At 67.9% G+C, this 12,217-nt stretch carries 8 protein-coding genes; 2 read left to right on the top strand and 6 right to left on the bottom strand.

What is annotated here, in order from left to right; translation table 11 throughout:
- Nucleotides 1-55: 55 nt before the first annotated feature.
- Nucleotides 56-3,019 carry a TonB-dependent receptor gene (locus tag O6Y00_RS05985; RefSeq protein ID WP_353441681.1) on the bottom strand — a complete coding sequence of 988 codons (2,964 nt, stop codon included), beginning with the start codon at nucleotides 3,017-3,019 and terminating at the stop codon, nucleotides 56-58.
- Between the two features lie 211 nt (nucleotides 3,020-3,230).
- On the opposite strand from O6Y00_RS05985, the gene O6Y00_RS05980 reads away from it, so the two are divergent.
- Nucleotides 3,231-4,253: a LacI family DNA-binding transcriptional regulator gene (locus O6Y00_RS05980; RefSeq protein WP_353441845.1), complete on the top strand. Its 1,023-nt coding sequence runs from the start codon at nucleotides 3,231-3,233 to the stop codon at nucleotides 4,251-4,253.
- Nucleotides 4,254-4,416: 163 nt separating this feature from the next.
- Here O6Y00_RS05980 and O6Y00_RS05975 read toward each other — a convergent pair whose 3' ends face one another.
- Nucleotides 4,417-5,097 carry a DUF6445 family protein gene (locus O6Y00_RS05975; RefSeq protein WP_353441680.1) on the bottom strand — a complete coding sequence of 227 codons (681 nt, stop codon included), beginning with the start codon at nucleotides 5,095-5,097 and terminating at the stop codon, nucleotides 4,417-4,419.
- Nucleotides 5,098-5,147: 50 nt separating this feature from the next.
- Here O6Y00_RS05975 and O6Y00_RS05970 point away from each other — a divergent pair, with 50 nt between their 5' ends.
- Nucleotides 5,148-6,731 carry an MFS transporter gene (locus O6Y00_RS05970; RefSeq protein WP_435368591.1) on the top strand — a complete coding sequence of 528 codons (1,584 nt, stop codon included), beginning with the start codon at nucleotides 5,148-5,150 and terminating at the stop codon, nucleotides 6,729-6,731.
- Between the two features lie 30 nt (nucleotides 6,732-6,761).
- On the opposite strand, the gene O6Y00_RS05965 is transcribed toward O6Y00_RS05970, so the two are convergent.
- The 4 genes from O6Y00_RS05965 to mprF all read right to left on the bottom strand — a co-directional run bounded on the left by O6Y00_RS05965 (nucleotide 6,762) and on the right by mprF (nucleotide 12,210).
- Complete coding sequence (locus tag O6Y00_RS05965; RefSeq protein WP_353441678.1) at nucleotides 6,762-7,829, bottom strand: alpha/beta hydrolase; 1,068 nt, start codon at nucleotides 7,827-7,829, stop codon at nucleotides 6,762-6,764.
- A gap of 23 nt (nucleotides 7,830-7,852) precedes the next feature.
- On the bottom strand, nucleotides 7,853-8,812 hold the full coding sequence (locus O6Y00_RS05960) for an alpha/beta hydrolase (protein WP_353441677.1): 960 nt from the start codon (nucleotides 8,810-8,812) through the stop codon (nucleotides 7,853-7,855).
- A 70-nt stretch (nucleotides 8,813-8,882) separates the two neighbouring features.
- Nucleotides 8,883-9,548 carry a dTMP kinase gene (tmk, locus tag O6Y00_RS05955; RefSeq protein WP_353441676.1) on the bottom strand — a complete coding sequence of 222 codons (666 nt, stop codon included), beginning with the start codon at nucleotides 9,546-9,548 and terminating at the stop codon, nucleotides 8,883-8,885.
- A gap of 106 nt (nucleotides 9,549-9,654) precedes the next feature.
- Nucleotides 9,655-12,210 carry a bifunctional lysylphosphatidylglycerol flippase/synthetase MprF gene (gene mprF / locus O6Y00_RS05950; protein ID WP_353441675.1) on the bottom strand — a complete coding sequence of 852 codons (2,556 nt, stop codon included), beginning with the start codon at nucleotides 12,208-12,210 and terminating at the stop codon, nucleotides 9,655-9,657.
- Nucleotides 12,211-12,217: the final 7 nt, after the last annotated feature.

The raw sequence follows: 12,217 nt of genomic DNA, 5'->3' as shown, positions 1-12,217 counted from the left end.
GGTGCCGCCACTGCGGGGCAAATGCGGGGCGGCGTCAACCGCCCCGCCATCGACATCAGAACTTATACGTAATGCCGACATAATAGTCGCGACCATAGCGCTGATAGTCGATCACCTGGCGCGGATCGTCGTTCTGGTAGGTCACGAACGGCCGGTCGGTCAGGTTCTTCGCCTGTGCCAGGATCGCGAAGTTCGCGAGCGGACCGCTCTGGAATTCATACCCGATCTGCGCATCCAGGATGCCTTCCGATCGCGCGGTGCGATAGGTCGGGTTGGCGGACAGGCCGGCGACCTCGGCGAGGAAGCTGGAGCGGTAGCGATAGTTCGCGCGCGCCTGGAAGCCCCATTTCTCGAAGTAGATCGTGCCGCTGCCGGTCCACTTGGACAGGCCGGGCAGGGTGATCGCATCGGTCGGGTTGCTGGCGAACTTGATCGTCGACTGCGTGTAGTTGCCGCTGGCGAAGATGCCGAAGCCGTCGAGCGCCGACGTGATCGCCTTGAACGGCAGCGACACCGTGCCCTCGACCCCGAGCACTTCGCCGCGACCGGTATTGGCAGGCGTCGAGACGTTGCCGATCGTCTGGCCCGCCGCGATCACCTGCGCCTGCTGTGCCGCGGTTAGCGCCGGCAGCAGCGCCGAGAAGTCGTAGGGCAGCGAGTTGTTCGGATCGACGAAGTCGGTGAGGTGCTTGAAATACCCCGACAGTGCGACATAGCCGCCACCGCTGAAATACTTCTCGAACGACAGATCGATGTTGGTCGACTGGTACGGCTTCAGATTGACGTTGCCGCCGGTCGAGGTGAACACCGGGAACAGCCCGGCGGGCGTCTGGCCGATATTGGTCAGGTTGATCGCGACGTCCTGCGTCACGCGCTCCTGGTCGAGACGCGGACGGACCATCGTCTGCGAGGCGCCGACCTTGACGAAGCCCAGCGGGATCAGTTCGACCGACATCGTCGCCGAGGGCAGGAAGTTGGTGTACTTCACCGACTGCGTCACCGGGGCGATCGTCACGACGCCGCCGACGACGCTGGCGATCTGGCCGGTCGAGCTCTGGTCCGAATGCACCACCTGCGCACCGATCGAGCCCTTGAGCGGCTTGTCGCCGACCAGGCCGTCGATCGTGACCTTGGCATAGCCGGTCCAGACCTTTTCGAGCACGACATTGTCGCGCACCAGCGCGGACGGACGACCGTCGAACGCCGCATTGAGCGAATTATTGTAGAGATACAGCGGATCGAGCGTCAGCATCTGCGGGATGCCGAGGTAATCGAGCGCCACGTTCTTGCCGAGCAACGCCTCGCTCGGCACGTTGCCGCTCAGCGGCGAGCCGCTCGCCACGGTGCAGTTGGTGCCGCCGCCGGTCGGGCAGAGGAAATAGGACGTGTACGCGCTGGTCTTCTTGCGCTGGCTGTAGTTGCCGCCGGCTTCCCAGCCCTTGACGACGCTGTCCGAGAACTCGCCGTTGAGGCTTGCGCGGAGCGACTTCAGATCATCCTTGAAGCTCGGCCGGTTGAGGAAGCCCGACTGGACGACCTGCTGCGTGCCGTTGTTGCCCCAACCCTGCGGATCGGTCAGCTTGAAGATGTTGGTGTTGGTGTAATCGAGCGTCGGCGAGAAGGTGTAGGTGCCGTTGCCATTCTGCTTGACGGTGACGGTGTCCGCCGCGCCGCTCTTGGCGAAGCCGGTGCCGGTGTTGGTCTCGAGCAGGAAGTCGGTGCGCTTCGCACGGCTCCAGCTCGCATCGACGTTGAGGTGAACCGACTCGGTCAGCTTGAGGTCGTTGTTCCAGCCGAGCGAGAAATTGTCCGCCTTGCGCTGGTTATAGTCGTTGCGCTGCACCGCGAAGACGTTGCCGAACGTCGCGCTGGTCGCGAAGCCGTCGGCAATTGTCACCCCGGTAGCGGTCGTTCCGCCAGGCGAGGTCGGCGTCGTCAACTGACCAGCCAGCGGGAATTCAATGCCGCGCAGGATCTGCGTTTCCTCGAAGTGCGAATACAGCGCGTCGAACGTCGAATGGAAGCTGTCCGACGGCTGCCACTCGATCGTGGCTACGCCGCCATACCGCTTCAGTTCGTTCGACTGGACGTACGGCTTGGCGCCGTTGAGCAGGAACGGGCTGGTCGCCGTGCCGGCGCCGCTATAGCCCCACGCGTTGTAGCGCTCGTCCTGCGACGGCGTCTGCGTTGCGGACACGCCGATCGCGATGCCGAGCGTGTCGTTGGCGAACTTGTCGACATAGGTCGCCGACGCGCGATAACCGTAGCGATCGCCATCCGGGTTCAGCTTGTCGATGCCGTTCATCTGCGCGCGCGCGCTGACCGCGATGATGCGGTGCGCCTGGTCGAGCGGTCGCAGCATGCGCAGGTCGACCGTACCGGCGACACCCGCGGCGATCAGCGAGGCGTCGGCCGACTTGTAGACGTTGACGGTCTTGAAGAATTCCGACGGATACTGGTCGAACTCGACGCCGCGGTTGTCGCCGGTCGTCACCTGTTCGCGGCCATTGAGCAGCGTGGTCGAGAAATCGGGGCCGAGGCCGCGGATCGACAGGCGCTGGTCGCGGCCTTCGAGACGCTGCGCGGTCACGCCGGGCAGGCGCGCGAGCGAGTCCGCGATCGACACGTCAGGCAGCTTGCCGATGTCCTCGGCCGAGACCGAGTCGACGATCAGGACCGACTGGCGCTTGATCTTGGCGGAGGATTCGAGGCCGGCGCGGATGCCGGTGACGACAATGTCGCCACCATCCGCGGCATCCTGCGGTGCGGAATCCTGCGGCGCGGTCGGGACGGCGTCGGCGGGCTGCGGCGTCGGTGCCGCTACGGTCGGGACCGCGTCGACCTGCGCGGGTGCGGTCGCGTTCGCGTTTGCCGTGCCCGGTGTCGCCTGCGCGAACGCGGCCTGGCCCGGCAGGATCAGCGCGGCGGCGAGTGCGGTGGCGCTGACGCGGAGCGCGAGGCGGCTATGCGCGGAAACGCCGGTCGTGGCGCGCGCGCGGCACGGTGCAAAATTGCTCATGAATACCCCTTTGGCGGGAATGATCCCGCGCATCCTCAGTGACTTGTGTCGGTAGCCTCGACGTCGTGCTTTCGCGTCGATTGTCGCAAGGCTGCTATATTTCGGCGGCGGTCGTTGCAAAAGGGACGGGCATACGTATTCACTGTTTCATGCAGACCGTGTCTCTTTCGGACCACGCCAGCCGACAGTGGCGCCGATATCGGTGCCGGTGATGGGGCGTCGCCCGACATCGTTCGACATCGCGCAACTGGCGGGCGTCTCGCAGCCGACGGTGTCGCGTGCGCTGCGGGGATCGAAGTCGGTCAATCCGCAGACCCGCCAGCGGATCGAGGCGATCGCGCGGAGCCTGCATTATGCCGTCGACAAGCACGCGTCGTCGCTGCGCAGCCAGTCCGCGAACACGCTGGCGCTGCTGTTCTTCGAAGAGCCGGCGGAAGACGATTCGACGATCAACCCGTTCTTCCTGTCGATGCTCGGCTCGATCACGCACGCCTGCGCGCGGGCCGGCTACGACCTGCTGATCTCGTTCCAGCAATTGTCGGGCGACTGGCACGTCGATTACCAGGACAGCCGCAAGGCCGACGGCATCATCCTGCTCGGCTATGGCGATTACGAAGCCTATCGCGCCCGGCTCGATCACCTGACCGAACAGGGCACCAAGGTGGTGCGCTGGGGCGCGGTCGGCACGGGGCCGGCGGGGATCACGGTCGGTTCGGACAACCGCGGTGGTGGCGAGGCGGCGACGGCGCACCTGATCGCACGCGGCCGCCGCCGGATCGCCTTTCTCGGTGCGGCCGACGGGCGCTATCCCGAACTCGAGGATCGTTACCGGGGATATCGCGACGCGCTCGAGGCGGCCGGGCTGACGGTGGACGACGCGTTGCAGGTCGATGCGATCACCACCGAGGATGCGGGACAGGACGCGGTCGCCGATCTCGCGCGGCGCGGTGTCGAGTATGACGCGATCTTCGCGGCGAGCGACAGCATCGCGATCGGTGCGATGCGGGGACTGGCGGCGGCGGGACGTTCGGTGCCGGGCGACGTGGCGATCGTCGGCTTCGACGACATCGCCTCCGCGCAATTGACCAACCCGCCGCTGACGACCGTCACGCAGGATGCGCGCCGGGCGGGAGAGGCGCTGGTGCGGACGTTGCTCGCCAGGGTGCGCGACGAGGCGGTGGAAAGTGCGCCGTTGCCGACCCGACTGGTGATCCGCGCGAGCAGCGGGGCGTAGCGCGACACGATCCTCCCCCGCCAGGGGGAGGTGGCAGGCGTCAGCCTGACGGAGGGGGCGGCATGAGCAACCGCTGTTGCGTAACCTCCCCCTCCGTCACCTTCGGCGCCACCTCCGCCTGGCGGGGGAGGATCGAAGCGCCAAGCGGAACGGGCAGGCGCATTCAGTCGTCGAACAGGAACAGATTCAGAGTCAGCCGCCCGGCCAGCGGGTCCGAACTCAGCGCCACCTCGGGCGGCAGATACGCGCAGTGCAGCGTATTTCCCGCATAGACGAGCGCCCGGTTGAACCGCGCCGGCTGGACTGCGGCACACTCGTACAACGCGGTGTCCCCGGCAATGTAGGACGCTTCCGGCATCCCGAACGTCTGCACGTCCGCGTCCAGCGCCGCGCGGAACCGGTCGAGCCGCGATGCATCGACGCTTTCGAACCCGGTCGCCCGCTGCCGGTAAAACGCGGTGCCGCCCTGCTCGCCATGCCCGAGGAACAGCAGCACCGCGATCCGCCGCGATTCCACGCCGTCGAAATGCGGTAGGCGCTGGATCGGCGCGAGATCGACGGGGGCCGTGGTCACCAGCGAATAATAGGCTTCGGATACGGCCGGTGCGGGGTCGAGACCGAAATGCTCCGCCAGCAACGGGGCGATCCGGCGGCGCATCGTCTCGGCGAGGCGTGGCGGCACGGGTGCGCGGACGCCGGGATAATGCGGGCCGATCGCCGTCATGCGAAGGCTCGCCGCATCCTCGCGGAGCGCATCCGGATCGGGCCAGAAATCGTCGATCGCGAGCAGCGGGCGCTGCTCCTGGCCCTGGAGATGCAGCGTGGTTTTGAGCGTATCTGTCATCCCGGTCCTCATGCCGCCCCGCGGCGTGCGGTGCGAAGGTATTCGTATGCATGGTTGTTTTGACAGTCGCTTGGGGTCAAGCCAAGCCGACAGGATCGCCGTGCGGACAAGCGGCGACCGAGGGGAACCGCGTTTTGACCGAGAAACCAGTCCAGGGCTTTGGCGGCCTGTGGAACATCAGCTTCGGCTTTTTCGGCATCCAGATCGGCTTCGCGTTGCAGAACGCCAATATGAGCCGGATCTTCCAGACGCTCGGCGGCTCGCTCGACGACCTCTCCTATCTGTGGGTCGCGGCACCGTTGACCGGCCTGCTCGTCCAGCCGATCATCGGCCATTACAGCGACCGCACCTGGACGCGCTTCGGCCGGCGTCGTCCCTATTTCTTCGCCGGCGCGGTGCTTGCGGCCCTGGCGCTGTTCGTGATGCCCGAGGCGAAGATGCTCTGGCTCGCCGCGCTCACCTTGTGGGTGCTCGATGCGTCGGTGAACGTCTCGATGGAGCCGTTCCGCGCGTTCGTCGGCGACATGCTGCGCAAGGACCAGCACACCGCCGGCTATGCGCTGCAGACCGCGTTCATCGGCACCGGCGCGGTGGTCGGATCGATCTTTCCGTTCGTGCTCGCGCATCTCGGCGTCTCGGGCGACGCGCTGTCGGGCGTGCCCGATACGGTGCGCTACAGCTTCTGGTTCGGCGGTGCGGCGCTGTTGCTGGCGGTGCTCTGGACGGTCGGCAGCACGCGCGAATACAGCCCCGCGCAGATGGCCGGTTTTGCCGAGCGCGACGCGGTCGCGGTGCGGGTCGCACCGGCGGGCGACCTCGCCAACCGCGGCTTTGCAAGCAGCGTCGCCTGGATCGTCGCGGGCATCGCGGTGATCGTCGCGGTCCCCGAGCTGGCGTTACAGAAGGAAGTGTATCTGCTCGGCGGTCTGCTCGTCGCGTTCGGCGTCGCCAGCGTCGTCGCCATCGTCCTCGCGCGCGGCGGCAACACCGACAACGCGCTTAGCCAGATCGTCGGCGATTTCGCCGCTATGCCAGGCGTCATGAAGCGTCTCGCGGTCGTCCAGTTCTTCAGCTGGTCGGCGCTGTTCATCATGTGGATCTTCAGCACGCCGGTCGTCGCGCAATATATGTACGGATCGAGCGACGCGACGAGCGCGGCGTACAACGCCGGCAGCGACTGGGTCGGCGTGCTGTTCGCGGTCTACAACGCGGTCGCGGCCCTGGTCGCGTTGCTGGTCCTGCCCCGTCTCGCCAGGCGGATCGGGCGCGTCAGGACGCATGTCGTATGCCTGTTGTGCGGCGCGGCCGGGTTCGCCAGCTTCCTGGTCGTGCGCGATCCGATGCTGTTGCTCGTCAGCGAAGTGGGTATCGGCATCGCCTGGGCGTCGATCCTCGCGATGCCGTACGCCATCCTCGCGTCGAGCCTGCCGCAGGCCAAGCTCGGCATCTACATGGGCCTGTTCAACATCTTCATCGTCATTCCGCAGTTGCTCGTCGCGACGCTGATGGGGTCGGTGCTGAAGGCGTTCTTCCCGACCGAGCCGATCTGGACGATGGCGTTCGCCGCGGTCGTTCTCGCGCTTGCTGCGCTCGCCACGCTACGCGTGCACGACGTCACCGATCCAGCGTCGTGAGCCCGCGCGGCGACGCGGGCGAAGCACCGGTCAGGTGGCGGCGAAGGCGCGGCGCAGCGCGGCGAGTTTGGCGCGGGTGAACTGCTGCGCCTGCGGCGTATCCGGCGCGATCCGGTCGAAGGCGTGGAACGCGCCCGGGACGAGCAGGCATTCGGTCGCGACGCCGCTTTCCACCAGACGCCGGGCGTAGGTCATGTCCTCGGGCGCGAACAGGTCCACGCCGCCGACCGCGATGAAGGTGGGGGGCAGGCCGCGCAGATCGGCGACCCGCACCGGCACTGCAGCGGCAGGCACGCGCGCGGTGCCGGGGCTCATGCCGAGAAACGAGCGCCAGCCATATTGATTGGCCGTTCCGGTCCAGACGACCGCGCCGATAAAGGACGGTAGCTGGACGGCACCGCCGGTGCGATCGTCGAGCATCGGATAGATCAGCGACTGGAAGGCGACCGGCACCTCGCCGCGATTGCGCGCGACGATCGCCAGCAGCGCGGCATGGCCACCACCGGCGCTTTCGCCCATCACCGCGATCCGGGTGCGGTCGACGCCGAGCGTCGCGGCGTGCGCATGAAGCCAGCGCAGCCCTGCGTAATTCTCCTCGATCGAGCCGCTGTAGCGCGTCTCGGGTGCCAGACGGTATTCGACGGTCACGATGACGCAGTCGACGTCCCTGGCCAGCTGCTGGAGATAGGCGAGCTCCTGCTTCGCCGATCCGAGGATGAAGCCGCCGCCATGGGTGTGAAGGATCGCCGGGCGCGCCGCGCCGCCGGGCTTCGCGTTGACGACATAGACGGTGACGTCGGGCTGGCCGCGACCGACCGGCACCTGCCGCGCCGTGACGGGTACGTCGGCAAGTTGCGCCGGGGCACCAGCCGCGCCGGCCGCACGCAGCTTGGGCAGCGCCACGTCGGTGAACGGGTCGCTCTGCGCCGCCAGCGTCAGCATCCGCTGCGCGGCCGGGCGCAATTCGGGTGCGACATGTGCCAGCGCCTCGGCTGCGGGGGGCGTCGTGCCGACCGCGCCGGCCATTGGCGCGAGCAGCGTGCCGGCGACGACCGCGCCGGTTGCGTGCAGCATCTCGCGCCTGTTCCATCCGGTCATGTCGATCTCCAGTGCGTGTCGGGTCAGGCGGCGGCGGTGCGATCGGCGATCCAGCGCAGGAACAGGTCCGGCCAGGCGCTGGCTGGCAGGTCGGGCCGGCCGGTGCCGAAGCCGTGGCCGCCGCGCTGGAAGAAATGCGCCTCGACCGGGCGCTTCGCCGCCTGCATCGCGCGCATCATGATGACGCTGTTCTCCGCCGGTACCGCCGGATCGTCCAACGCGTGGGCGAGGAAGATCGGCGGCGTGGTCGCGGTGACGTGCTCAGCGGGCGAGCGGCGCGCGATCGATGCGGCGTCGGGGGAGGGGCCGAGCAGCATGCGGGTCGAATCGGCATGGCCGATGCCGGGGGCGTGGCTGATGACCGGATAGATCAACCCGACATGCGCCGGCCGCGCGTCCTGGCGATCGACCGCATCGCGCACCGCGGCCACCGTCTCGCCGAACCCGGTCGCCAGACTGGCCGCCAGATGCCCGCCCGCCGAAAAGCCGATCACCGCCAGCGTCGCGGGATCGAGGCGATAGTCGTGCGCGCGCGACCGGATCACGCGGACCGCGCGCTGCGCATCCTGCAACGGCACGTCGGCGCGGTGCGTCCAGCCTTCGCCGGGCAGGCGGTAGATCAGCACGAACACGGTATAGCCGAGCGCGTTCATGCGGTGCGCGACGTCGATCCCTTCGTTGACCACCGAGACGAAGGTATAGGCGCCGCCGGGGATCGACAGCACCGCCTGGCCGTTCGGCCGCGCCGGGACGAACACGCGCAACTCGGGCTGCGCGACGTTGCGGACGAAGTTCCGGGGGTAGGACGCGGGCTGCGGTTGCGGGACGAAGCCGGTCTCGGGTGGTCCGTCCGGCCATAGCGGGATGCGCGGTTGCCGGTCCCAGGACGCCGGCAATCCAGGCGCTGCCGACACTACGGGGGTGCCGACGACCAGCGCGGCCGACGTGGCGCCGGCGGCGATGAGGATGCTGCGACGGCTCATAGGGTTTCGATCCACGGGCATTGACATGGCGGCCTTCCAGAATTGACGAACGACGGACGCTATGGGGCAATCAGGGCGCGGGCAATCGGCGATCGGGAGCCAACGCCCATGCATCGAAGGCGGACATCACGCGCGCGCGAACCTCGTCCAATGGTCCGGACGCGTCGACGACGATATGGCGATGCCGCGCGTCTGCCGCCTGATCGAGGAAAGACTGTCGGATCCGCCGATGGAATGCGAGGTCGAGCGTCTCGAAGCGGCCCTCGTCGATCACCTCGTCGGACAGCCGTCGCCGACTCCGTTGCAGTCCGATCTCCGGGTCGAGGTCCAGGACGATCGTGAGATCGGGCCAGACGTCGCCGACGACCGACGCATGCAGATTGCGGATCAGCCGTTCCGACATGCCGCGCCCGGCGCCTTGATAGGCAATCGTCGACCCCACGTAGCGGTCCGATACGACGAATTGTCCGGAACGAAGCGCGGGAAGGATGACGCGACGGACGTGTTCGACCCTCGCGGCGGTCATGAGCAACAGCTCGGAATGCGGATCCCATACGTCGTCGGCGCCGGAAAGGATGAGCGACCGTATCGCTTCGCCCTGCGGTGTGCCGCCGGGCTCCCGCGTGGTCACGCCGTCCAGCCCCTGGTCCCGGAGATGCTCGACCAGGGCCCGCACGATTCCCGTCTTGCCGCTGCCGTCGATGCCTTCGAGCGAAAGAAAGCCTACCCCCTCCATCCGTGAACTCCTGCGATGAGACTGGTGCGATGAGACTGGTGCGATCCGGGGGAAAAGACGATGGTCCCTTCCGATCGCTGGTGACTTGGATGGTCCCTAGCAAGCCTTACCGGCTCACCAAAGCCTGCAAATCGATCAGCCCGCGCAACAGCGACGTGCCGCCCGGCGACGCGATGTAGCGCGGTGTCCAGTTCGGGCGGAACTTCTCCTTGTACGCGCGCAGGCCCGCGAACCCGTAGAAGCGCTCGCCGTGGCGGAACAGGAACGCCGCGACCTTCGACCAGGTCGGCGATAGCCGCCGCGCCTCGATCCCCGACAGCGGCGCCATCCCGAGCGAGAAATTGCGGTAGCCATGCTCGTGGCCCCACAGCATCAGTCGCGTGAACAGGAAGTCCATGCCGCCCTGTGGCATGTCCTCGGCGTGGCGCATCAGGTCGACCGAAAGCTCCTGCTTGTTCGGCGTGCCCCAGATATTGGCGAAGGCGACGATCCGGCCGTCGATCCGCACCACCGCGCAGTCGAACTTGGTGAGGTACCCGGGTTCGAACCGGCCGACGCTGAAGCTCTTTTCGGCATGCTCCTTGTCGGCCAGCCACCAGTCCGAGATCGCCTGCAACTCCGGAATGATCGCGGGCATGTCGGCGGCCGGGACGACCGCGAACGCGGCGCCCGCCCGCTCGGCGACGCGGCTGGCCTTGCGCACGCTGCGCATGTCGGACGTCTCGAGCGTGAAGCCGCCAAGCTCGACGGTCGCCTCCTCGCCGTATTTGACGAGCTTCAGCCCCATCTCGATCGCGATCGGGACGATGCGCAGGCCGATCTGGTAGAGCAGCAGCCGCCCTTGTGCGGCATCGGCCCGCGCGCGGATCGCCCAGAGCAGTTCGGACCACGCCTCGGCCGGGCCTACGGGATCGCCGATCACGATCCAGCTCGCGCCCTTGACCTGGTACATCAGGAACGCGTCGCGGCTGTCCGACACCAGGAAGCGCTTGTCGCCGGTGAAGGCGAGCATCGCGTCGGTCCGGTCGGCATGCGCGAGCGCGGCCTCCGCCACGTCGTCGGGCAGCACGTCGTGCACCATCGGCACGGGCGCCGCCGCGAACAGCCGCCAGATCGCCGCACCGATCAGCAGCAGGCCGACCGCAAGGCTGGTGCGCAGGAACCGCGAGGCGTTGGCGTTGGTCTCGAACTGCCACCACAGGTCGCTCGAATAGCCGACGCGGCGGTATGCGAAGAAGCCGATCAGCACCGACAGGCCGATCGCGGCGCCGACCCCGACCAGCCATTCGGGCGACAGCGGCTCCGCAGTCAGCCGCGTTCGCCGGTAGAACGCACCGCGCGTCCATTGCAGTGCGGCGGCGGTCAGCAGCAGGACGGCCGCTTCCTCGTAATCGAGACCCTTGGCGATCGACAGCAGCGCGCCCGCGACCAGCAGCAGCCGCGCCGCCCAGAACGCGCCGTCGAGCCGCCGGTACAGCCCGAGCGCGACGAACAGCAGCATGACGCCGACGAGGCTTGCCGCGACATGCGCCATCTCGCTGATCGGCAGCGGCAGGATCATCGCCAGCGCGTTCATGCGGCCGGGCGCTGCGGGGAGGGCGCCCGAGACCAGCAGCATCGCGCCGCTCATGAACACCAGCACGCCGAGTAGCAGCGGCGCGAGGGGGAGGGCGATCGCCAGCGGGTCGGGGCCGCCGCGCGCCTGATCCGGCGCGCGTGCGCGACGACGCCATTGCCGGCCCTCGTGGAACGCGAGGAGCACCGCCGCCAGGATCAGCGGCGCGACGTAATAGATGATCCGGTAGGCGAGCAACGCGGCGAGGATGGTCGCGTTGTTCTGCGGCATGGTGGCGATGATCACCGCCTCGAACACGCCGAGCCCGCCCGGCACATGGCTGATCAGCGCGACGACGATCGCCACCGCATAGCCGAGGAAGAGCACCGGATAGAGATCGGGCGATGCGTTGGGGAGCAGCACGAACAGCGCCGCGCTCGCCGCCGCGAGATCGACCGTCGAGACGAGGACCAGCGCCAGCGCCTGCCGCGCGTTCGGCAGCGGCAGCCGCCAGCCGAACAGTCCGATCGATCCGCCCTGCCGATAGCACAGCACGACCACCAGCATCGCCAGCGGAATGCCGATCCCGATCGCGCGCTCCAGCAGCGGCGGCATCGTCCAGTGGACGATCGGCAGCATCCCCGGATGGATCGCCATCGACAGGCAGGCAACGCTGATCACCCCCGCCCAGAACGTCACGCCCGCGATCAGGACGACGCGCGCCACCGCCGCCTCGTCGAGGCCGGCGCGGCTGTAGACGCGGTAGCGCGCCGATCCGCCGGTCAGCATCGCGAGCCCGAGATTGTGGCTAATCGTGTAGCTGGTGAACGAGGCGACGGCGGCGGTCCGCCAGGGCAGCGGATGACCGATCACGCGCAATGCGATCGTGTCGTAAAAGGTCAGCGCGATGTAGCTGACGACGGTCAGTCCGATCGACGCCGACAGCTGCGGCCAGCCCAGCGCCGCGAACGCCGCGCGGACCTCGGACAGGCGGATTTCCGCGGTCAGCTTGTGGATCGCCGCAAAGCCGAGCACCGCGACGAGCAGCACCGCGAGCGCGATCAGCGTGCCACGGCGATGCGCGATCCAGTCGCGAATCCGCAGCATTCGCGCA

This window comes from Sphingomonas faeni (assembly GCF_040407565.1).
In the GTDB taxonomy this organism is placed as follows: domain Bacteria; phylum Pseudomonadota; class Alphaproteobacteria; order Sphingomonadales; family Sphingomonadaceae; genus Sphingomonas; species Sphingomonas faeni_F.
This window is presented reverse-complemented; position numbering and strand designations above follow the sequence as displayed.

What these genes read in the sequence shown, in the direction of transcription:
- O6Y00_RS05965 (WP_353441678.1), bottom strand. Translation starts at nt 7,829, where the DNA reads ATGACCGGATGGAACAGGCGCGAGATGCTGCACGCAACCGGCGCGGTC.
- O6Y00_RS05960 (WP_353441677.1), bottom strand. Translation starts at nt 8,812, where the DNA reads ATGAGCCGTCGCAGCATCCTCATCGCCGCCGGCGCCACGTCGGCCGCG.
- mprF (WP_353441675.1), bottom strand. Translation starts at nt 12,210, where the DNA reads ATGCTGCGGATTCGCGACTGGATCGCGCATCGCCGTGGCACGCTGATC.
- O6Y00_RS05970 (WP_435368591.1), top strand. Translation starts at nt 5,148, where the DNA reads ATGGTTGTTTTGACAGTCGCTTGGGGTCAAGCCAAGCCGACAGGATCG.
- O6Y00_RS05975 (WP_353441680.1), bottom strand. Translation starts at nt 5,097, where the DNA reads ATGACAGATACGCTCAAAACCACGCTGCATCTCCAGGGCCAGGAGCAG.
- O6Y00_RS05985 (WP_353441681.1), bottom strand. Translation starts at nt 3,019, where the DNA reads ATGAGCAATTTTGCACCGTGCCGCGCGCGCGCCACGACCGGCGTTTCC.
- O6Y00_RS05980 (WP_353441845.1), top strand. Translation starts at nt 3,231, where the DNA reads ATGGGGCGTCGCCCGACATCGTTCGACATCGCGCAACTGGCGGGCGTC.
- tmk (WP_353441676.1), bottom strand. Translation starts at nt 9,548, where the DNA reads ATGGAGGGGGTAGGCTTTCTTTCGCTCGAAGGCATCGACGGCAGCGGC.